This is a genomic window from Blautia sp. AF19-1 (assembly GCF_003479155.1).
GTDB classification, from domain to species: Bacteria; Bacillota; Clostridia; order Lachnospirales; family Lachnospiraceae; genus Fusicatenibacter; species Fusicatenibacter saccharivorans.
The window spans coordinates 26,681-48,841 of record NZ_QUGQ01000021.1 but is presented as its reverse complement, the minus strand read 5'-3'; the positions used below and the strand labels follow the sequence as shown (position 1 = coordinate 48,841).

At 48.6% G+C, this 22,161-nt stretch carries 21 protein-coding genes and 3 pseudogenes; 20 read left to right on the top strand and 4 right to left on the bottom strand.

Translation table 11 applies throughout. The features are described from left to right. Window positions 1-181 precede the first annotated feature (181 nt). Both DWX26_RS13495 and DWX26_RS13490 read right to left on the bottom strand, forming a co-directional pair. Window positions 182-1,528 (bottom strand): DNA primase family protein, encoded by a 1,347-nt coding sequence (locus DWX26_RS13495; RefSeq protein WP_117347204.1) that lies wholly within the window; start codon window positions 1,526-1,528, stop codon window positions 182-184. A 1-nt stretch (window position 1,529) separates the two neighbouring features. Beyond that, complete coding sequence (locus DWX26_RS13490) at window positions 1,530-2,150, bottom strand: CHC2 zinc finger domain-containing protein (RefSeq protein WP_033121509.1); 621 nt, start codon at window positions 2,148-2,150, stop codon at window positions 1,530-1,532. 222 nt (window positions 2,151-2,372) lie between these two features. Between DWX26_RS13490 and DWX26_RS13485 the strand changes: the two genes are divergently transcribed. The 7 genes from DWX26_RS13485 (at window position 2,373) to DWX26_RS13455 (ending at window position 10,324) form a co-directional block, all read left to right on the top strand. Beyond that, a complete protein-coding gene (locus DWX26_RS13485) occupies window positions 2,373-3,476 on the top strand; it encodes a DUF6076 domain-containing protein (RefSeq protein WP_118601615.1) in 1,104 nt (367 codons plus the stop codon). A gap of 25 nt (window positions 3,477-3,501) precedes the next feature. After that, a complete protein-coding gene (locus tag DWX26_RS13480; RefSeq protein ID WP_118601614.1) occupies window positions 3,502-4,446 on the top strand; it encodes a DUF3658 domain-containing protein in 945 nt (314 codons plus the stop codon). Between the two features lie 64 nt (window positions 4,447-4,510). Continuing rightward, entirely contained in the window at window positions 4,511-5,698 is a 1,188-nt protein-coding gene (locus DWX26_RS13475; protein WP_118601613.1) for a hypothetical protein, read from the top strand. 77 nt (window positions 5,699-5,775) lie between these two features. Then, window positions 5,776-6,543 carry an ABC transporter ATP-binding protein gene (locus DWX26_RS13470; protein WP_033121505.1) on the top strand — a complete coding sequence of 256 codons (768 nt, stop codon included), beginning with the start codon at window positions 5,776-5,778 and terminating at the stop codon, window positions 6,541-6,543. Beyond that, window positions 6,533-8,605, top strand: coding sequence for an ABC transporter permease (locus DWX26_RS13465; protein ID WP_055228677.1), 2,073 nt, complete (start codon window positions 6,533-6,535; stop codon window positions 8,603-8,605). The genes DWX26_RS13470 and DWX26_RS13465 overlap by 11 nt, the downstream gene beginning before the upstream one ends. A gap of 19 nt (window positions 8,606-8,624) precedes the next feature. Beyond that, window positions 8,625-9,302, top strand: a complete 678-nt coding sequence (locus tag DWX26_RS13460; protein ID WP_055228678.1) for a response regulator transcription factor — start codon at window positions 8,625-8,627, stop codon at window positions 9,300-9,302. Then, window positions 9,299-10,324, top strand: coding sequence for a sensor histidine kinase (locus DWX26_RS13455; protein ID WP_055228679.1), 1,026 nt, complete (start codon window positions 9,299-9,301; stop codon window positions 10,322-10,324). Before DWX26_RS13460 ends, DWX26_RS13455 begins: the two co-directional genes overlap by 4 nt. Window positions 10,325-10,373: 49 nt before the next feature. Here the strand turns inward: DWX26_RS13455 and DWX26_RS13450 are convergent, their stop codons facing one another. Continuing rightward, window positions 10,374-10,622, bottom strand: a complete 249-nt coding sequence (locus tag DWX26_RS13450; RefSeq protein ID WP_033121501.1) for a DUF6061 family protein — start codon at window positions 10,620-10,622, stop codon at window positions 10,374-10,376. Between the two features lie 489 nt (window positions 10,623-11,111). On the opposite strand from DWX26_RS13450, the pseudogene DWX26_RS13445 reads away from it, so the two are divergent. The 12 genes and pseudogenes from DWX26_RS13445 to mobQ form a co-directional block, all read left to right on the top strand. Then, window positions 11,112-11,390, top strand: a pseudogene (locus DWX26_RS13445) (ParB/RepB/Spo0J family partition protein); the annotation flags it as partial. Between the two features lie 12 nt (window positions 11,391-11,402). Beyond that, window positions 11,403-11,693, top strand: a pseudogene (locus DWX26_RS13440) (DUF5720 family protein). 66 nt (window positions 11,694-11,759) lie between these two features. Beyond that, window positions 11,760-12,620, top strand: coding sequence for a DUF6017 domain-containing protein (locus tag DWX26_RS13435; protein ID WP_118601612.1), 861 nt, complete (start codon window positions 11,760-11,762; stop codon window positions 12,618-12,620). Window positions 12,621-12,700: 80 nt separating this feature from the next. Further along, entirely contained in the window at window positions 12,701-12,982 is a 282-nt protein-coding gene (locus tag DWX26_RS13430) for a DUF5720 family protein (RefSeq protein ID WP_243030680.1), read from the top strand. A gap of 98 nt (window positions 12,983-13,080) precedes the next feature. After that, window positions 13,081-13,581, top strand: coding sequence for a PcfB family protein (locus tag DWX26_RS13425; RefSeq protein WP_118601611.1), 501 nt, complete (start codon window positions 13,081-13,083; stop codon window positions 13,579-13,581). Then, a pseudogene (locus DWX26_RS13420) lies at window positions 13,578-13,880 on the top strand (recombinase); the annotation flags it as partial. The gene DWX26_RS13425 and the pseudogene DWX26_RS13420, both read left to right, overlap by 4 nt. A 56-nt stretch (window positions 13,881-13,936) precedes the next feature. Then, window positions 13,937-15,787, top strand: coding sequence for a recombinase family protein (locus DWX26_RS13415; RefSeq protein ID WP_330410145.1), 1,851 nt, complete (start codon window positions 13,937-13,939; stop codon window positions 15,785-15,787). Between the two features lie 79 nt (window positions 15,788-15,866). Then, the gene (locus tag DWX26_RS13410; RefSeq protein WP_006060444.1) at window positions 15,867-16,058 is read left to right on the top strand and encodes a transposon-encoded TnpW family protein; all 192 of its coding nucleotides are present in this window, start codon (window positions 15,867-15,869) and stop codon (window positions 16,056-16,058) included. Between the two features lie 133 nt (window positions 16,059-16,191). Continuing rightward, window positions 16,192-16,488 carry a hypothetical protein gene (locus DWX26_RS13405; RefSeq protein WP_008982217.1) on the top strand — a complete coding sequence of 99 codons (297 nt, stop codon included), beginning with the start codon at window positions 16,192-16,194 and terminating at the stop codon, window positions 16,486-16,488. Window positions 16,489-16,567: 79 nt separating this feature from the next. Continuing rightward, a complete protein-coding gene (locus tag DWX26_RS13400) occupies window positions 16,568-17,506 on the top strand; it encodes a serine hydrolase (protein ID WP_008982218.1) in 939 nt (312 codons plus the stop codon). Window positions 17,507-17,656: 150 nt separating this feature from the next. Then, a complete protein-coding gene (locus tag DWX26_RS13395) occupies window positions 17,657-17,950 on the top strand; it encodes a DUF3847 domain-containing protein (protein ID WP_008982219.1) in 294 nt (97 codons plus the stop codon). Window positions 17,951-18,183: 233 nt separating this feature from the next. Continuing rightward, complete coding sequence (gene mobQ, locus DWX26_RS13390) at window positions 18,184-19,692, top strand: MobQ family relaxase (protein WP_008982220.1); 1,509 nt, start codon at window positions 18,184-18,186, stop codon at window positions 19,690-19,692. A 65-nt stretch (window positions 19,693-19,757) separates the two neighbouring features. Here mobQ and DWX26_RS13385 read toward each other — a convergent pair whose 3' ends face one another. Beyond that, window positions 19,758-20,159 carry a hypothetical protein gene (locus tag DWX26_RS13385; protein ID WP_020989420.1) on the bottom strand — a complete coding sequence of 134 codons (402 nt, stop codon included), beginning with the start codon at window positions 20,157-20,159 and terminating at the stop codon, window positions 19,758-19,760. Between the two features lie 92 nt (window positions 20,160-20,251). Here DWX26_RS13385 and DWX26_RS13380 point away from each other — a divergent pair, with 92 nt between their 5' ends. Continuing rightward, the gene (locus DWX26_RS13380) at window positions 20,252-22,153 is read left to right on the top strand and encodes an AAA family ATPase (protein ID WP_008982222.1); all 1,902 of its coding nucleotides are present in this window, start codon (window positions 20,252-20,254) and stop codon (window positions 22,151-22,153) included. Window positions 22,154-22,161: the final 8 nt, after the last annotated feature.

The window sequence follows — 22,161 nt, the reverse complement described above, 5'->3', positions numbered from 1 at the left end:
CGGTTCAGAGAAGCACGATTTCGTGAAATAGTTTCGTCCTGCGGTCAAAAACTTTGCTGTTTCCATTACCATTGATTTTTAATGCCCGAAAACAGGTCAGCTTTGAAAGCTGCTGTTTCCTATAACGGAAGAAAACAGGGGTAAATGCTGCGTACATACGTACAGAGCATGACTGGCAAAATCAATCCCGCCAGTCCTCCGGTACGTACGTACACGGCGAAACATCGTAAAATCCATTTATATGAGGTCTTGCCACAGCTTCCACGCCCATAAAGCCCCACACCCGCCGTCCGGCAGAGTTGGTGATGTTGTTGCAATGCTCCAGATTGAATCTCCCGGCATTGGCAATCATGGCATCGCTGAAGCTACGGGCTTTCAGCGGTGCAAGGGAGTTTTCCTCACACCACATCCGGTAGATTTCATAGAAATCCTTAGAGCTGATGGAAGCATCCGCTTTCAATCGGATGTATCCCTCCGACTCCATGAAATCAAAGATATTGTTGTTGTCACGCTTGACCGCTTCCCGGTTTTTCCGGATACGGTCACTCTCCGTAAACTTAAAGTTGTTGGCAACAAGCCGCTGTAAGCCTTCAAATGCCCACAGGAAGATACCCTCGGCTTCAGCTTTCATCTTCTCTGCAAGGTCAGGATCATCGGCTCTGTCCATGGGCTTTTCTTTGGTGGTCAGCACAAGCTGTCTGCGGTAAAAACCATCGCTGCGATCATATAGGGCTTGCAGATCACCATTGCTGAATGCCAGCAACCGGGCAAACATCCAGCCCTGATAACTCTGCTTGCCCTTGCGTTCCAAGTCCATTTTGCCCTGTGCAGTCACGATGGATTTTACATAGTTGGTCTGACGCAGAGCTTCCATCCGCATATCATCATCCACGCACAGCAGGATGTGTTCCAGATCGGCACGGGCAAAACGGTTTTCAGAAATCTTCCCGATGCTGCCGTCTTTCATATTCGTGCCGAAGATGGTGGACAGCACCGCACCGATTTGAGATTTACCCTCGCCACCGTTGCCTTTAATCACCATCATGCGCTGCCCCTTGTTGGAGGGAATCAGGCAATAGCCGATAAACTCCTGCAAAGTTGGAATGTCCTCGGCGTAAAGCAACCCATCCAGAAAGTTCAGCCAGATCACCGGTGCAGGAGCATCGGGATTATAGCCGACAGGCAGACGGCTTCGCACGATAGCCGGTCTGCCTTCGGTGAAAGTGCCGTTCAAGAGCAGCGTACCGTTGGCAACATGGATGCGATCCTGCTCCGGAGGGAAGTCAGACACCTGCGCTTCCAGTTTCAGCACTTCCAGAATGTTGGTGATCTTCCGTGGGATGTTGTTCACGGCACAAAATTTCAGCTTGTCGTAAATCTCCCCACGCAGAGGAAGGTCATCCGTCACTCGACCATCGGGCGTGAAAAAAGCTCCGTTTGCGAAGATGATTCTGCGCTCATGCAGAAATTCTTCACAAAACAGAGCTTCGTTGATGTTCTGCCCGTCAAACCAGACAGGAAAATTCATATTAGGCGTTTTCCGGTTCTTCGCCACGGTGCGCCACCTCCTTTTTCTTTCGTGCGGTATACTCTTGCAGAAAAGCAATTTTGTCGTCCTGCATCAGCTTGTCCACCAATGCCACCCGTTCTTCCAGATCACCCACCGTCAGCACATCTGCCATATATTCGATATAGCAGTGCATCTGGCAGGCTTCCACAAAACGGTCATCCAGAGCATCTTCCGGTGTCTTGGGTGCGTATCGTATTTTCCAATCTTCCAGCAGATGCAGATAATCCGTCAGCACCCGGAAACACAGCATTTCATTCTCCCGGAACTGACGGATATAGGGACGCTTTGGCTTGACCATAGCTGCGGCAGTGGGCGGTTTCGGGTCAAGCCCGAAGTCCGCAGCCAGCTTTTGCGCTGCTTCATAACTGCTCAGATCGAACAGTCTTGCCACAAGGTCGATTACATCCCCCTTGGCTCCGCAGCCGAAGCAGAAGAAATAATCCTCGTTCAGCTTCAAGCTCGGATGCCTGTCGTTGTGGAACGGGCAGCAAGCCATACCATTGCGGTTGACATTCAGCCCGTAGTGTTTTGCGGCTTGCTTTACGCTGATTGCCGCCTTGATGATTTCATAGATTGTCATAGAAAAACCTCCGTTCATAGTATTTAGAAAGCACGAAACACCCGCCGTGATTGGCAGGGGTTTGGCTCCTTCTACTATGGTTATGCCGGATTTTTCAAAAAACAGGCTAATCGGAGGACAACCCCGTTTCAAAAAACAGGACAACTTATGGATAGATGTAGATTTCTTTACATTAGCATGATAGAATTAAGAAAATGAAAAAACAGGACAGGAGGGGCAAGCATGAACCAAGAACTGATGACATTGGATTTTTGGCAGGATACGGTCATATATGAGGGAAAAACACTTCCTGTCGGCGCTCTTGCCTGTGATGCGCTGAATGTCCCTGCGGATACCATCGCAAAGATGAACGAGCAATGCGAGAAAATCAATCTGCTGCTTGGAATATTAAACGCCGGACAGGATGCTTCTGCACTCTGTCCTATTGCAACGGAAGCTGCTCTGACGATGCTTGATATTCTCAGTCAAACACCGCCGTTCTCCTATATGAATATCTCAAAGCACAGAGAACGGATTGAAAAAGTCTTTACTGTGGACAATGCGCTGAAATATGTGGAGTTTGCCATAAAAGCCGCAACCAATTCTTTGCAATTTGAAGAAATCCAGAACTTTGCCGATGCGATGATGCTCCAACGCTATACCGCAGTTTTCGGGCATCTGGCATACTCCCTTGGGGAATACCAAACGGCCATGCTTGATTTTGCAGAAAAATCAGACGGCAACGAAGCTGACCGCACCGCAGAGGGCTTTGCCAGAATGTTCGGCAATTATTTCCCGCCGGAGTTTTCCATCACGGAGGGCAATGCCTGGATGTCTACCCTGAACAATTCCGTTCAGTATGTATCCGTCATCCGTCCCGGCGAAAAAGTTGCGAAGCTGGTCAAGCGGATGCACTATGTATCCTTTGTGGGGATGTTCCGGTCTGATCTCTTTGAGGGCCTGTGTGTTGGCCATGCACCGAAAAAATGCAAAATCTGCGGCAAATGGTTTCTGACCACCAATGCAAGGCACACCAAATACTGCGGCGGCTACGCTCCGGGGGACAAGCTGCACCGCACCTGCCGGCAGATCGGTAACCTGAAAGGCAGAGAACAGCGGGAACTTGCGGACGATCATCCGCTGAAACAGATTTATGAGAAGCGACTGAATACCATAAACCGCTATGTGAAGCGTGGCGCTCTGGACGCTGATCTTGCAGAGGTTATGAAAAAACTGGCGAAAGATAAGATGCTTCGGGCGCTGGGCAATGTCGCTTACGCCAAGGGTGATTATGAAAAAGAAATGGGACAGGCTGCGTTGAAGAAAGAAGCAATAAAAAGAATTTGAATTTAGCTAAGAGGTGAGCAACGTTATGTTAGAAGTAGTATTTAGCGACAGTGCCGCAGGGACTATGGCGGTTGCGATTGGACATAAGGGTTTTTTAGGCGGAGCAACCAGTGTAATTATCTCTGATGGGACAGTTTCAAAAGAAGAAATAGAAAAGTTCCAGCATCAAGCAGAAGAACGGGAGCGTTCTGGTTGGGAGAATGCTATACCGTTGGAAGGAAATCGTAAGGACATAGTTAATCTTCCGCTGGCATTGTCTGTGGGCAACATCTCCGAAGCAGGAATTTGTTTGGAGCGTGAGTCGGCATTATCTTTGCTACTAAGCATACTGCCCGATATGGCATCTGAAATCGTAACTGAACTTCTCAATACATCCCGAAAGAACTATGCTACACTACTGGAAAAAGCACAAAACGGAGAGCCGATTCGTGTTTGGGTCGGACGAGACCCAGATGATGTGTGCGGATTGTATTGGCTTCTGGAACAACTACGACCAATCGGCTTTGAAAAATTGGATATTACCATTGTGGAGCTTCCAATGTGGGAAACAAGACCAGATGGATGCATTGTCCAGTATAACGGTTGGGGAGAAGTTGAACCTTATCACTTGGGACGGATGGCATCTCTTGGGAAGAAGTTGCCAACAAATTACCTTCGTAGTTTGGCTAACCGCTGGAGAGAACTCCAACAGGAAAATTCTCCTCTTCGTGCTGTTATAAACGGCAAACTGGTCAGCGTATCAGAAACTCTGTATGATACATTTATTCTTCGAGAATTGGATACACTGGACGACGAGTTTAGGGAAAGCGTGCTTGTTGGACAGGTTCTTGGAAAGAATCAATTAGGGATCGGTGATGGGTGGATTGCTTTGCGTGTGGAACAATTTATCAAAGGGGGACTTCTGCTCCCAATCACAACTCCTGCACCAAATGCACCTATTTATCACCGTATGTTAAAGAAAATAAAGTAATAAATAACCCATTAGTTGATCACGGGATATTTATGAGTATTACTAAACTGGAAGGAGGTGCGCTATGCTGAATGATTTTTCATGGAATATGACCGGATACATACCGAAACACGCTGTCAATCCATCCGATGATGGCATCCCACCCTATGTTGCAGAGCGCATCTTCCAGCTGGAACCGGAACCGCCTGCAGTAGACAATCCGAACGAATATATCCTGTCTGCCCTACGGGAAAAAGACTTGAAATATTTCTCATTCTTTCTCCACCACTACGAGCTGCAACTTAACAAGCGCATCAAAACCTTTCTCGGTGTGGATGGCGGCAATCGATACGACACAGACCGTTTTCTGGATATAAAACTGTCCTGCCGGGAGCAAATGCTCCAAAAGCTGATGGACTATGCTCCTGCCAAAGGTGCGGAGTATGCAACATACATTTTTCCGTTCATTCGGGATGCTATGCTCCGTTTCCGCATGGGCGAAGAAAAATGGTCGGTATCCTCTCTGACCAATTACAAAATGGTGCGGTCAATGGCGTGGCTGTACCATAACACCAAGGATGCGGTCAGTGAATTTGCAAAGAAATACAACTGCGACCTTGCCCTTGCGGAAGGATACCTGAAAGTAGTCCGTGGCATCCGCAATCAGCAGCCATTCTATGTAACGGACGAGGATGGCGAGGAAACAGGTGAAGATGTTGCCCTTGATGATACATGGAACTATACCGACATCCTCTGGAACGGCATACAGGCTGAAAAGGTGCAGCGGGCATTTGAGAAACTGAATTACCGGGAGCAAACCTTGCTTGAAAAGCGGCTGGCGATCTGTATGACCTGTGGGCGTGTCGGCTCATGGAAGAACCGCCCCACCTTTGAAGAACTGGCGGTTATGTTTGAGGGCAGCACAGCCAGCGGTGCAGAGCGAGCCTACCGGAAAGCAGTGGACAAGCTGACGGAGTTTTTGGTTGCCGAGGGTGCTATCCATGCAGTCCGGCTGAAACAGAAATCCAAAACCAAGCGCAAAAAGAAAATCACCGCCGCAATCTACGAATACCAGGCAGACTGCGACGGCGAATGGGGCGAAATGTCAGTTGATTTTGAGAACGGCACAGCAGAAATCATTCGGCTTGCTGATTGGGATACAATTAAAACGAACTGGTTTGCCAAGGAGGCGATCCGGTATATTTTATCATTGTCGCCTGATGCTCTTACAAAATATATGCTCGTCCCCCTTGAGCCGCCACTTATATCTTGAATCCTTACAACCACTGTAAGTGGTATTTGCTGTGTTCCCATGCTATCATTTTATTACAAATGATAGGAGGTATTCACATGAAACCCATTTTGAATATTGAAAATTTAACAAAAATCTATGGCAATGTGCCAAGTCAAACAAAGGCACTGAATGGGATCACCTTCCAGGTGATGCCGGGAGAGTTTCTCGGCATTATGGGAAGCAGCGGTTCCGGTAAATCCACACTGCTCAATTGTATTGCGACTGTGATTCAACCCACAGGTGGAAGCATTCAGGTGGAAGGCGATACTCTGCAATCCCTCAAGGGAAAGGCTCTTGCAGAGTACCGTGGCAAAAAAGTTGGTTATCTATTCCAGAACTTTGAATTGCTGGACAACCTGACTGGCAGGGAAAACATCCTGCTCCCGACTTCCTTGCATGGGGTATCCGAAGCAGAAAGCAGCCAGCGGCTGAAGCAGTTGGCTGACTATCTGGAAATCACTGATGTTCTGGATAAGTTTCCGTCCAAGATGTCCGGCGGCCAGCGTCAGCGTGTTGCGGCAGCAAGGGCTCTGATCTTACATCCCCAAATGATCCTTGCCGATGAACCGACGGGTGCGCTGGATTCTAAGAACGCAAGAAGTCTTATGGAGAAGCTGTCCGGCCTGAATCGTGACGAACAAGCTACGATCCTGATGGTAACCCATGATTCCAATGCCGCCAGCTTTTGCAAGCGCATTCTGTTCATCCAGGACGGCGTGATCTTTCATGAGCTTCGGCGTGGAGACGAAAGCCAGCAGGAGTTCTACGGGCGCATCCTGAAGGTGATGGCGCAACTGGGAGGGGGCAGCGCAAATGTTCTCTAATCTCATTCTTCGGAACAGCCACCGCAGCCGAAAGGAAAACGGTCTGTTTTTCAGCTCCCTGGTGATTTCTATTGTTGCCTTTTACATGATTCTTTCCATCTCCACTCAAGATGTGATGCTCTTTTTGCAGAAAATGGAGAGTGACGCAGTTGACAAACTCCTGCTTCTGATTCCTGCGTTTTATGGGATGACCCTCGGTATTCTGTTCTTTTTGATCTATTTTGCCTGCAAGTATCAGTTCGAGCGCAGACGGCATGAGTTTGGTGTTTATCTAATGTTGGGGATGCGTAGAAGTAAACTGTTTGGTATGCTTCTGGCGGAAGATTTCCTGACCAGTATTCTTGCCATGCTCATAGGCTTACCTGTGGCTGTGGTGCTTTCAGAAATTGTCAGTCTTGTCACCGCCAAGCTGGTAGGCATGGGGATCATCGGTCATCAGTTTTCTTTATCCTGGTCTGCAATTGAATGGACGCTGGCAGGATTTCTGGCAATTAAGCTGACGGCACTTCTGATTTTGAGTGGACGAATCAGCCGCCAGGAGATCGGTACTTTGCTATCCCAGCCAACGAACCGCCCCAAAAAGCAAATGCCATCTGTTATCTATGGACTGGCTGCTATATGCGGAAGTGTGATGTTGGCAGTGGCTTACTACATGGCGATTCAGGGAATTGCATGGACAAAGGTAAGTATGATGGGACTGACTTTGCTGTTGGGCATAGTTGGTACGATGCTGCTTTTCTATGGGATGCGTGCGCTGATTGCTTTGATTGTTAAGAAAGGAAAAGGAAATAAGCAGCTTCATGTATTTACCTTCCGGCAGATTCAGGAGAATGTTATTCATCAGTCAACCTCCATGGCCATCAGCTCCCTGCTGATTCTGGCGGCGCTGTGTTGTTTTGGTGCGGGCGTAGGAATTGCAGGAACGAATAGCCTGTCTTCTGGCCATGTAATCGACTATACTTTTGAAGATCATACTGCAGAAGATTCATCGCAGGTTCTTCCGAATATAAAGGCAGCCCTGAAAGAAAACGGTTTGGAAAATCAATTTTCAGAGCTTTTTGAAATGAGGGTTGGGCGTATTCGCACCACAGAAGATTATGATAATGCCTACAGCATGGACGCTGTTATGGACTCTCTTCGGAGCCTGCCCCAGTCGGAAGACCGGGATGTCCTTCTGAACAATCTTGGTTATGCCACATACCCATATTTGATTTGTTTATCGGACTATAATCGTTTGTTGGAATTGTCCGGCAAACCGGCTCTCCAATTAGGCGAAAAGGAGGCCGCTGTCTATATTGATACAGAGTTTACTACGGTAAGTCGTACCGCAATGCTGAACCAAGTATTGGCCGGACAGCCCAAGGTGGAACTGGATGGTAGTCCGATTCATCTTACAGGAGAGGTTCAGTCTGTGAATTTGGTCACGGACCGTTCTATAACCTTGTCCTTTGCATTGATTCTTCCGGATGAAGCATTCCTATATTATAGCCAGGGAATGTATGATACCTATGTCAATGCGGTGCTCAGTGAGCAGGCTCTGGATGGAAATAGCCTTATGACTGCATATTTGGATTTGAACGAGAAGCTGGACGAAACTGGCATTGAATATGAAAGCTATCTTCAGAATATAGGTCGTCAGCTTTTCTACACCATAGCATCCAGTTATATTACCCTCTATCTTGCGATTGTTTTCCTGGTAGTTGCCAACACCATCGTGGGTGTTCAGTTCCTGATGAGTCAGCAGAAAACCGGGCGCAGATACCAGACCCTGATCCGCCTGGGAGCTACTTACGAAACCCTTTGCCAGTCTGCTGGAAAGCAAATTACCTGGTTTATGGGACTTCCTGTATTGGTTGCGGCTGTCAGCAGTCTGTTTGGAGTCAGGGCGTTATTTACAGGGATACTCTCGTCCCGAACCCGTGGGACAGTGTCTGAAATGCTGCTTGTATCTGCTGCTATGATTTTACTACTTTGCGTGATAGAATATATTTATATGAGAGTGGTCAAGCGCTCCAGTGATCGGTATTTGCTGACACTGATGCAGCCGCAGAGAGAAGAATAATTTGGAAGGAGGTGCTGTCATGAAAAGAATTGCTGTTGTGGAAGATGAAGTCTATATGCGGGAAGAACTCTGCGATATGCTCCAAAAGGACGGCTATCTTGTGGAGGCAATTACCGAGTTTGAAGATGCCGCTCGGCTCTTGGCAGCCCTCCGCCCTGACCTTGTGATCTTAGACCTGAACTTGCCGGAGATCAGTGGCTTTCAAATCTGCCAGGAGCTAAAGAATAAAACTGCTATCCCCGTCCTGGTGCTGACTTCCAGAGATCAGGTAAAGGATGAACTGCAAGCGTTCCAGTTGGGTGCCGATGAATATTTGACGAAGCCGTGCAGAAAAGATCGACTTCTTGCCAGGGTATCCAATATTCTCAAAAGGTATGAAGGCCGTACCAATCTCATAGAGGGACCAGATTTCCTGTTAGACCAGCAGACCTACACGCTTTATATTCATAATACCTCTGTGGTGCTTCCAAAAAATCAGGGAAAACTGTTGGTCGCTCTTTTGTCCGGCGGCGATGCTCTGGTCACGACGGAGCAGCTTTGCATGGCACTATGGGGAACCACGGAATACATAGATGAAAATGCCTTGCAGGTTAACCTAACCCGGCTGAAAAAAACGATGTCCGCCCTTGAAATGAAGCAGCGAATCGTTGCAGTTCGAGGAATGGGCTACCGTTTGGAAGCGGAGGTGTCTCTATGAAGCAGCTTTGGCACATGATAGAACGGTACTACCCCTGGCTTCTGTTGCTGCTGGGCGTGGATTGCTTTTGCGCTGTCATTCTTTGGATTTCTGACATTCAGGTATTTCAAACCTTGATCGGGTTAGTAGTTCTGACGAGCATCCTTTTGTTTTCAGCGATTCTGTTTGTACTAAACAAGAGGGAGAACACCCACATGGAACTGTTCCGAGATTTCCTCAGTGATCCTACCATCTGCAATGAAGAACGGCTGCTCAGTGCCATTAGTCAGAAAGAAGGAGAATCTGTCCGATTTTTGGCTTCGGTTTTACGGGAATACAAAAACGAGAGTAACAATATGGCGGATGCCCTACGGGACTATGAAGAATACGTGGAGGGCTGGGCACATGAAGCGAAAACGCCCCTATCGTTGCTGACCATGCTCTTGGATAACCGGAACGATGAAATCTCTCCTTCCCTGCAAGCAAAGCTGGATTATGTCCGCAGTCAGCTTCAGGAGGATGTCACGCAGATGCTGTACTATGCCCGGTTGAAGAGCAGTACAAAGGATTACCGATTTGAGGATGTCAATTTGAATGACTGCTTGGGTGAAGTTCTGGAGGACTATGCCCCACTTCTTGAAGAGAAGCATTTTGTCATTCTCAACAAACTGCAATCTGAAACAGTCTATACAGACCGTAGAGGACTTCAGTTTATGTTGGGACAAATCGTTAGCAATGCCATCAAATATAGCAGCGATAGTCCCATGCTTACAATTTCCGTGATACATTCGGAGACTGCAGATATCCTTTCTGTTGAAGATAACGGCATTGGCGTAAAAAAATATAATCTGCCGTACATTTTTCAAAAGGGCTTTACCGGGGATTCTACTGACAGCAGAAAGAAGGCTACCGGTATGGGACTTTACCTGGTTAAGAAGATGGCCGACGATCTAAATCTTCATCTGGAAGCAGCTTCCCAGTGGGGAAAGAGCTTCAAGATTGTCATCTTCTTTCCTAAATTGAGATCCAACGGAGGGAAATAATATAAACAGAAAAACGCCCGCAGGATTTTCTCCTGCGGGCAGCGTGTTGTCAGCTATCCCAAGGCTTGTATTCTGTTACAGTTTTCAAATAGGTTTCGGGATCGCCGTTCAAGATAAGGTCTGCATACTCCAAAGGAGCGTTGTAGATCAAATAATCCAGCTCTGACCGCTGATACATATTGTCAGCAATCTCGTTCTCAACGACGATAGTGTCAATCGCAATCATACTGCCGTCGCTGAATTTCACTTCCACACAGCAATTATCCATATTGTAGGCACAAGATATTAAGGTTTTCATGGTATGTCCTCCATAATTCGTAATATAAAGCGAAAATCCCGTCTGACTTTCTGTTAGAAATCAGACGGGATTTGTCCGTATGCACCCCGGAAACCGTCAGCTAACAGTTGATAAGTAAATTAGTTCCTTATCACTGTTAAGCCAAGGTTTTCCGGGGTTTTACTATATCTAAACGGGCTGATATAGTTTGACCAAATTTGGAAAAACGAGAACCGTTTTCACCCGATTTTTAGTGGTTAAATATAGGACAGTCGGCAAAAATGGGGTCAAAAAACGGTCTTAGTGGTTAAAAAATAGGACAACCAGAGAACAATTTCGGGGGTATTTTTGAGGGTGATTTGGCACTCTCAGACACCGGATTTTTCGCTGGAGGGTTTGGCATAATCTGACCAAATCTGAACAATTAAATACGATTCTAATGCAGGCACTCAGTAACAAATAACTGGGTGCTTTTTGTCATGGCGAGGAGGAAAGTGACTATCGTGCTTGCATCAGGGAGAGCGAGTGGATTTAACTTCGTCCCAAGTTGGGACGAAGTTGCGGGCTGACGAAATTTTGGCACAACAGGCGGGGTCAAGTAGAAATCAGGTTCAAAGATTTATTCGACTGACAGAACTGATTCCCGAACTGCTGGATAGGGTTACTTTTACTTCTGACACTCTGCGGAAGTATTTTCCCAGAAGCTACACACCAGCCAGGATGCAGGAGACCATTATCAAGCTATTGGAACAATGGCAGCGTAAACGTCAGAGAGACCAGGAGCGATGAAAGGAGCCGCCTATGAAAGATATTTTAGCAAGGGAGCTGAAAGGACATAACATTCTTGCTGTGGAACGCTTTAAGGACAGCACCCGATGGATGATTGAATTTGTTGTTCTCCATCCGTGCAGTGCTTACGGGAGCAGAGGTGATGAAATGCGTCTGTTTCTTGCAGAGGACAGCTATTAGAACGCTCTCCAAGATCATCAGCGCCGGAAAATCAAAATCAAGCGGTATGCCCGTGTTGTTGAGGGACACATCCTCGACTTTAAGCCGGGAAAGAAATGCACAAGAAAATATAGAGAAAGTTGAACGCCACAATTCTTTGATTTAGGATTGTGGTTTTTTTGTACCCAAAATTTGGAAGGAGTGAGGTCGATGGCCGTTTTTCGCATTGAACGGACCCGTGATTATACCGTGATGAGCAATCATCATTTACGAAATGCAAACCTGTCGTTAAAAGCCAATGGACTGCTTTCCATGATGTTATCTTTGCCAGAGGACTGGAATTACACCACCCGTGGTCTTGCAAAGATCTGTAAGGAGGGCGTGGATGCCATAGGCGTTGCGTTGCGGGAATTGGAGGCTGCCGGTTACATTGTGCGGCACAAGCTGCGTGACCGGCAGGGACGCATCAGCGATACAGAGTATGTCATATACGAGCAGCCACAGCTTAGAAAACCGGATACGGATTCACCAGATACGGAAAACCCGTATATGGATAAACCGGATACGGAAAAGCCCGCAGAATTAAATATAGAGAAATCAAATACTCAAAAACAAAATATTTATGGATCAAGTACCGATTCCATTCCCTTCCGGGATTGCGCGGCAGATTGTCTGCCGGAACGGAAAGGAAGGGATGCGATGTCACTCACAGAGATAGAGAGTTATCGGGAATTGATTCAGGAGAATATCGGGTATGAATACCTGTGTCAGCAGTATGAAACTTATCGGGAGGATTTGGATGAGATTGTGGAGCTAATCGTGGAAACGGTCTGTGCAAAGCGAAAGACCACCCGTATTGCAGGAAGTGATTTTCCGCATGAAATCGTTCGTTCCAGGTTCTTGAAGCTGGATAACTCGCACATTGAGTTTGTCATGGACTGTTTACAGAAGAACACCACGGAAATTCGCAACATGAAGCAGTATCTTCTGACCGTTCTGTTCAATGCACCGACCACGATAAGCAATCGTTACACCTCACAAGTAAATCACGATCTGTATGGCGGCTGGTAAATGGTCGCTTTTTTATTGCCCGGAACTGCCGGGAGAAAGGAGCAAGCATGATGTCTGAGGGAAAGACCATAGGGTAGCTGATGGAAGAAATGCGGGCAAAGGCAGGAGCGCAGAATTATCACGGTCATGGATATATGGACCTCCAGCGTTTTGCGGAGGACACCCGGCACATGATTATTTTTGATGTGCTGACGAACGATTCCCCTGTTGGCTGGAAAGGCGAACGAACCCGCCTGTTCCTGTCGGATACCGGTTATGAAAAAGCACTGGATAGTCAGGAAAAGGGGCAGATTAAGATTTTGAGCCACGCAAAGGTACGCCAGGGCAATCTGCACTATGACCATTCTGACCAGTTACGCTAAGGAGGGCGGTATGAAGCGTTATCTTCTGCGGCGGCTGGTGGTTCCGCCTTAGCAAAAAAAGAGATTCCCTGCAAACTTCGTGGAAAGGAGGCGAGAAAATGCAGGAAGAAGTGGAAAACAGAACTTTGACGCTGGTTGTCAGTGGAACAAAGTTTACCGGCAGAATGTTTAAGGCTGCCATAAGCAAGTACATGGCACATCGGAAGGAAAAGAAGCTGGAAAAGCAGAGAAGCCGTGATGCGCCGGTTGTTCCGCATGGAAAACAGACTGTGAAGCAGCTTGTCGGGCAGAATCAGGGAATATCCAACATTGAGATCACAGACCCCTCTATCAAGGAGTTTGAGAAAATCGCCCGGAAATATGGTGTGGATTATGCGGTGAAAAAGGACCGCAGCAGTTCTCCGCCAAAGTACCTGATTTTTTTCAAAGGCCGTGATGCAGATGCTCTGACAGCAGCTTTTACAGAGTACACCAACAAAAAGGTCAAAAAGGCAACGAAAACAGAGCGCCCGTCCGTACTGACAAAACTTAACCAGTTCAAAGAGATGGTTAAAAATGCTGTAGTGGACCGCACTAAGCGAAAGGAGCTGGAACGATGAAAAAGACATTGGACATCAAAAAGCTCGTTTTGCTGAATATGCCGTATATCCTGCTTGGGCTGTTTGCTACCAATTTGGGAGAGGCATGGCGAATGGCACAAGGGGCAGATGCTTCAGAAAAGTTTCTTTCGCTGGTTGCAGTTCTGCCTGGGGCGTTGCAAAGTTTCTGGCCAAGCCTGCATCCATTGGATTTGTTGGTAGGGCTGTGCTGCGGTGTTGGTCTGAGGCTGGCGGTGTATCTTAAAAGCAAGAACGCCAAGAAATATCGACATGGTTTGGAATATGGTTCGGCCCGCTGGAGTGCATAATTTTAAGTGTAAATGACACATACATGGACGCACAGGAGGTTATGCACATGACTGATTATAGCAAAATTACAGCCCTTTACTCCCGCCTTTCCGTAGGCGACGAGGACAGGGACGGCGGCGAAAGCAACAGCATACAGAACCAAAAAATATTTTTGGAGAACTATGCCAGAGGGCAGCACCTAACCAATATCCGGCACTACATCGACGATGACGAAAGCGGCAGGTTTTTTGACCGTTCCGCCTACTCCCGCATGATGGACGATGTGGAAAACGGGAAAATCGGTGTCTGCATTATGAAAGACCTTACCCGCTGGGGGCGCGACTATCTCCAAGTAGGCAACGCGATGGAGATATTCAGACGGAACAATGTGCGTTTTATCGCGGTCAACAACGGGATAGACAGCGAGAAGCCCGACACATTGGAGTTTGCGCCCTTTATCAATATCATGTCGGAGTGGTACGCAAAGGACATCAGCAAGAAAGTGAAAACGGGCATTAAGACCAAAGGCATGAGTGGAAAGCCGATTGTCACCGAAGCCCCTTACGGCTATGTCAAAGACCCGGACAACAAGGATTTTTGGATAATCGACGAGGAAGCCGCCGAGGTTGTCCGTTTGATTTTCCGTCTGTTTATCGGCGGGAAAAACCGCAACCAAATCGCCGTGCATCTGACACAGGAGCAAATCCCAACCCCCACTTTCTACATGAAAGACCGAGGGAGGGGAACTTGTAAAAATAAGACGCTCAATGAGGATAACCGCTGCAAGTGGAACAAAGCCACCTTGACCCATATCCTCACACGGCAGGAGTATTGCGGCGATGTAGTCAACTTCAAGACTACAAAGCATTTCCGGGATAAACATAACCACTATGTAGACCGGAGCCAGTGGCACATCACAGAAAATGTGCATGAGCCGATTATCAGCCGCAGCGATTTTGAAACTGTACAGCGGATTTTGGAAAACGCACCCGTCAGACGCCCCAACGGGGACGGGGAAATCCACCCTCTGTCCGGCTTGCTTTTCTGTAAGGACTGCGGCGCAAAAATGCACATTCGTATAGATTACCGGAACGGCGGCAAGCGGCATGTTGCTTTTTGCAGCGAGTACCACAAGGGAAAAGCCAAGAACCCCAAATGCCATTCCCCGCACATCATGGACGCGGACTTGCTCATGCAGACCATCGCGGAAGTGCTGAAGAAAATCGAGGACTATTCTATCAGCAATCGGGCGGAGTTTGAAGCCTTAGTGAAAAAGAACCTTGCCATGCAGCAGACCAACCAGACCAAGAAACAGCAGAAGCGTATCCCGCAAATCACGACGCGCCTTGAACAGATTGACAAGGTGCTGAACAAGCTCTATGAGGACAACGCCCTCGGCGCGATCTCACAAGACCGCTATGAGCAGATGTCGCAGAAGTATTCAGAAGAATACTACACGCTGAAAGCGGAGCTTGCCACGCTCCAAGAGCAGCTATCCGCTTATGAGAACGCGGGAGGACGGGCGCAGAAGTTTTTGAAGCTGACGGAACGCCATGCTGCCTTTACCGAGCTTACCCCCGCCATTCTCAACGAGTTTATCAGCCGGATTGAAGTGCATGAGCGCGACCAGAAAAGGGCGAGATACGCAATCCAGCACATCAGCATATATTTCAATTATATCGGCAAGTTTGAGAACGAAGTGACACAGCTTGCAGAGCCGACCGAGCAGGAAATCCAGCAAATGCGGGGGGAAATCGAAGAAGCCAAAAAGGAAAAGAGCCGCGCCTACCACCGGCAGTATTCAAGGGAGTACCGGGCGAGAAACCTTGAAAAGCAGCGGGAGTATGACCGCATGAAAGCGCGGGAATACCGGGCAAAGAGAAAGGCGCAGGCAGCCGCCGCACAGCCCGCACAGTAAAACAGAATAACCGTCAACCAAGAGGGATTTTCCGAACTACGGGAAATCCCTCTTTTGCGCCCAAAGAAAGGAGCCGCCTATGGCAGAACAGACCCCCGACAGCATCATCACGACCCAGAGGAACGGGCAGACCATTGTTGCGGAGTTGTTTTTCAATCACAGCAGCACAGAAACATTCCGCGACAAGCTGCTCAAACTGGTGCTTGCCGACAGCTCGCGTTTATCCGCGTCTGACGGTCAAGAGCCGGAAAAAACAGAAATCTTGCGATAACAGCCGCCCTGACGAACCATTCCCTGTCCGGGCGGTTTCTATTTGAAAATCCTCATTTTCCCCAAGTCAAGAGCCGGGAAAAACACCCGAAAAATGCCCCTACTGCGTAACAGGGGCGCAGAAAGGAGAGTTTATGAGAACAGGGCTTACGAAGCAGGAAAAGACCACCGATATTTGGTTTGACGAGAAAGACCCGCTAATCCATATCCGCACCCACAACACCGACTTGAAGAAACGGCTTGCCGCCTACGCCAGACAGCACCCCGACCAGTGCCGCCAGACCGACGCAGACCCCGAAACGGGCTGCATGGAGTTTGAAATCCGCAAGGGGCGCTTCTCTTTCCGTCTGACCGCCCCATACAGCGAGGAACGACGGGAAGCAACGCGGCGATATGCCAGAGAAAACAGCACTACAAACTTGTTGAAATAATGTGGATTTGTTCATATTCTTGTGCTATACTTTTCTCAAAGGCACAGAATGGCAGATATAAATTCGTGGGAGAAAAAATATGAAGAAGCATAGAAAATGTAAAAAGATAATAGCTTTTGTAACAGTGTTGTTTATAGCATTTGTTGCAGTAATTGGGCTACACAAAACAGGGATTTATCGTTTTGATTTCTTAAAGGACATCTATAAAAAAATTGATTTTCAACTAAGTACGAACGAGCTTAACATTCCGCAGGACGCTCTTTCATTTTCTGTTTATGATATTGAACAGGAGGAATATTTATTTTACGAGGGCGATAGCCAACTTCCCACAGTAGCAAGTTTGGCAAAACTATTTGCCATTGATTATGCTTTGGGAAAAGTAGATTTGGAAGATATTGTTGAAGTAAATCAAGAGGTATTAGAACTTGTTCCGGTGGGTTCATCTTTAGCAAATCTGTATGCTGGGGAATACACAGTTAAACAAATCATGGAGGCTATGCTTGTTCCTTCCGGAAATGACGCAGCCTATGCGTTGGCATATCATATCGCTAAAAACGAATTAGGCGAAGGTTATACAGCAACGGAATATATAGATTATTTCATGACAGAACTTAGTGAGTATTTAATCGAAGCAGGCTATTCCAAAACAAATTTATATAATGACCCAAGTGGCGCGTCTATGCAAGCTGACTCTCATTTAGATGACATTAACCGCGTAGCGTTGAAGCTCCTTAACTACGATTTTGTTAAAGAATGTATTGGAAAAAGCGAATTTTCAATTCAAACTCCGCAAGGTGAATTTACATGGAAAAATACAAATGAATTTTTAGATGAAAATTCACCGTACTATAATGCAAATGTTAAAGGAATGAAAACAGGAACAATGGCATCTTCCTATAACATTGTTGTTCTGTATGAAAAAGATGGAAAAGCATATTTAATTACCTGTTTAGCGGCACACTCAAATGAGGGGAGATATAAAGCGGTACAGTCTGCTATCAACACGATTATTGAATAATGATGATGAAATATCCCGTTTAAGTAAAGTGTCAAAACAATAAGGGTAAGATAAAACAGCACACAATAAAACTTAATACCCATCCAAAAGGGCAGCCGAGAAATCGACTGTCCTTTTTCTACGCCGACAGGCAGAAAGGAGCGACCAACTATGACAAAACCGAGAGAGAAAACCCGTGAGGAGCTGCAAGCCGAGATTGAGGACGGAAAGAAGAAAATCCGGCAGTTTGAGAACCGGGAAAAGATGTTGCGTCAGAAGCTATCCAAAGAAGAACGCAGAACGCGCAGCCACCGCCTTATCGTCCGGGGCGCAGTCTTTGAAAGCATTGTGCCGGAAGCAAAGAACATGACTGACGAGGAAGCCGCCGCGCTTCTCCGGCTTGCCTTGACGAGTGAACCAGCGCGGGAATATCTGAAAAAACGAGCAGAGGGAGCGACAAGCTGAAAATCCCTTAGGAACTAAGGGCGCACTTATACACCCTTACGGGCGTGTGCGCTCTGCCGAGGGCTTGTCTCCGCACAGGGATTTTATCCCGCGCTCCGATATGGCGGCTTTGCCGCAACAAGGGGCTGCACCCCTTGCGCCGCTTCGCGGCTATCCCTGCACACCCACAAAAACAGTACACCCGCCGTTGGCGTCTGTACCATTTTTGCGGGTTTTATTATCCTATCCGGGAGGTGATACCCATAGCCATTTACCATTGGAACATCGGTATTGTGAGCCGAGGAAAAGGCAAATCAGCCGTTGCCGCAGCCGCCTACCGAAGCGGCGAAAAGCTGACAAACGAATGGGACGGAATGACCCATGACTACACTCGCAAAGGCGGCGTTGTCCATACAGAAATCATGTTGCCGCCCCACGCACCGCCCTCGTTCGCTGACCGTTCAACCTTGTGGAACAGCGTGGAGCTTTACGAGAAAGCCGGGAACGCCCAGCTTGCCAGAGAGATTGACGCGGCGCTCCCCACAGAATTATCCAGAGAGGAACAGATCCGGCTTGTCCGGGAATACTGTTCCTCTCAATTTGTTTCCAGAGGAATGTGCGTCGATTACGCCATTCACGACACCGACAGCGGCAATCCCCATTGTCATATCATGCTGACTATGCGCCCCCTTGACGAGCGCGGAGCATGGGCGGCGAAATCCAAAAAGGAATATGACCTTGACGAAAACGGCGAGCGTATCCACTTGCCAAGCGGCAGATATAAGACGCACAAGGTTGACCTCACAGGCTGGAACGACAAAGACAACACCCTCTTGTGGCGCAAGGCATGGGCTGACTTTACCAACGACTTTTTGGAGAGGAACGGAAGCCCGGAGCGTATCGACCACCGCAGCAACGCCGAGCGCGGCATTGACGAGATACCCACCGTCCACATGGGCGTGGCGGCTTGCCAGATGGAGAAGAAAGGTATCGCCACCGAGAAAGGCGAACTGAACCGCAGTATTCAAAAGACAAACCGCCTTATCCGGGAAATCCGGGCGCAGATTAGCAAGCTCAAGGAATGGATTGCCGACCTGTTCAAAGCGCGGGAAACCGCCCCGGAACAGCCGCCGCAATCTCCCAACCTTGCAAATCTGTTGATGAAGTATTTGAGCGTTCAGAGAGAAAAGAGCCGGAAGTATTCGCAGCGTTGGCAACAACAGCACACAGCCGACGAACTGAAAACCATAGCGGCAGCGGTCAACTATCTTTCCGAGCATGGTATCTCTAATCTTGATGAACTGGACGCTTCTCTTTCCTCTGTCAGTGATAAAGCCTATTCAATCCGGGAGGGAATGAAAACCGCAGAGCAGCGCATGAAAGAACTGCAAAAACTCATGGAGTACGGCAGAAATTATCAGACCTACAAGCCCATACAGGACGAGTATCGGCAAATCCGCTGGAAAGGAAAACAGGAGAAGTTTGCGGAAGCCCGCCGCGCCGAGCTTACCCTATGGGACGCGGCAAACCGCTATCTCCATGCCCATTTGCCGGAGGGCGTGAAAACCCTGCCGATCTCCGCGTGGGAGAAAGAATATACTGCCCTCAAAGCACAGCGGGAAGCGGAATATGACACGCTGAAAGAGACCCGCGCCGAGGTTGCCGAGCTTCAAAAAATCCGCAGGTGTGTGGATATTGCACTCCGCGCCGACCAGCCGGAGCAGACGCAGAACCGCACCAAGCGGCATGAACAGGAGCGATAAGAAAAAGGACGGGCAAGCGGTTTTGCCTGTCCGTCCTAAACACTTTCCGATAAACTGGAATTGGGTTAGTTAATCGGTGGAGCAGAAGGATTGCTTACCTTGTAGTAGCTCCCACCAATGATAATATATGCTTCGCTACCTCTATCTTCGTAGGTAAAAGCACTTTCACCTTTCACATAGAATTCATAACTTTCCAAGCCTTCTACTGCTTCTGGCTCATCGCAAGCAGTCAGCTTCAAATCATAGAACCAGTTAATAACAGGGGTTGTAGATAAATCATTGGAGTCATATTCCTCTGAACCAATTTCAAATGCAGTTTCTTCTCCTTGTGAGTAGAAAGACACTGTAATCATTGTTGTAGGTTCGGGGAAAGAATACACTTCTGAAGCACTAACAGCCTTTTGATTGCAACCGACCAAACCTAACACACAAACTAATGCTAAGACAAGTGTTATCAACTTCTTCATACAATCACACTCCTTTGTCAAATTCAAGTTTGTTGACTTTATTTTACTTCAAAACTATGAACAATTCAACCACAGAAAGAGAGGTATTAACCATGTATTACACCCAAGAACAGATAGACCGCGCCAACCAAGCCGACCTTGTTTCTTTTCTGCAAGGACGGGGCGAGCAGCTTACCCGCGCCGGACAGGAATACCGTTGGAAACGGCACGACAGTTTGACCGTCCGGGGAAACAAATGGTACAGGCACAGCCAGAGTAAGGGCGGCGCACCCATTGATTTTGTCATGGAGTTTTACGGAAAGAGCTTTACCGAAGCCGTTGAACTGCTGACAGGAGAAAAAGGTGCAGCCCCGCCGCCGGACAGACCAACCCCCGCGTCCTTTTCTGACTTCCGACTGCCGCCCCGCAGCCCCGACAACCGAACAGCGAGGAACTACCTCACAGCCGCCCGCCGCATTGATGAAGATGTGACGGGCTTTTTCTTTGCCACCGGGGATATTTACGAGGAAGCCGCCCACCACAACGCCGTATTCGTAGGGCGGGACGAGGACGGAGTACCACGCTACGCCCACCAGCGCGGCACAGCCGGGAGCTTCCGGCTTGATGTGAAAGGCAGCGACAAAGCCTTTAACTTCTGCTACCGGGGCGAGGGCGAAAGATTGTTTGTTTTTGAAGCCCCGCTAGACCTGTTATCTTTCCTCTGCCTGTTCAAAAAGGAATGGCAGAAACAAAGCTACCTTGCACTGGGCGGCGTGGGAGAAAAAGCCCTGCTCCGCTTTCTCTCTGACCGTCCGAACATCAAGACCGTTTACCTCTGCCTTGACAGCGACCAAGCCGGAAGCGACGCTTGCAGCCGCCTTGTGGAGCTTATGCCGGAGGGCTTGACCGTCCACCGTCTTATTCCCCTTTTCAAAGATTGGAACGAGGTGCAGACGCGCCGGGGAGAAATCGCGGACGGGAAGTATATCCGGGAAGCGATTTACGGCTTGAAAGAGCCGCCGCAGGAAGAAACCGTTGAGATTATCCGCATGAGCGAGGTTGACACGCAGACCGTTGAATGGCTATGGGAGCCGTATATCCCCTTTGGGAAAGTAACCATTGTGCAAGGCAATCCCGGCGAGGGAAAGACCACCTTTGCCCTACGCCTTGCCGCCGCCTGCACCACCGGGGGAACGCTGCCGGGAATGAAGCCCTTGCCGCCATTCCAAGTAATTTACCAGACCGCCGAGGACGGGCTGGGCGATACCGTCAAGCCACGCTTGATAGAAGCCGCCGCAGACCTTGACCGGGTGCTTGTGATTGATGAAGCCAAGCGGGAGCTTACCCTCTCCGATGAGCGCATAGAAAAGGCAATCACGCAGAACGGGGCGCGGCTGATTATCCTTGACCCCATACAGGCGTACATGGGCGAAAAAACCGACATGAACCGGGCAAACGAAGTGCGCCCCATGTTCCGCCGCCTTGCCGATGTTGCCGAGCGTACCGGGTGCGCCGTTATCCTTATCGGACATCTCAACAAAGCTGCCGGAGGGCAGAGCGCATACCGGGGCTTAGGTTCTATCGACTTCCGCGCCGCAGCAAGGAGCGTCCTGCTGATCGGGCGCGTGAAGCGAGAACCGAATGTGCGCGTTATCGTCCATGACAAATCTTCCCTTGCGCCGGAGGGCAAGCCCGTTGCCTTTTGCCTTGACCCGGAAACGGGCTTTTCGTGGATAGGCGAATATGATATAACCGCCGACGAGCTGCTGTCCGGCGCGGGCGGCAACACCGCCACCAAGACCGAGCAAGCCGAAAGGCTGATACTTGACCTGCTTGCAGACGGGAAAGAGCTTGCCAGCGAGGACATTGTAAAAGCCGCAGCCGAAGCCGGAATATCCGAAAGGACGGTACAGAACGCCAAGCGCAACATGGGCGGCATTTTAGGCGCAAGGCGTGTCGGCGGTCAATGGTACAACTTCATCAAGAGGAAGCAGCCACCCGAACCCGCAAGCTGAAAGTGCAA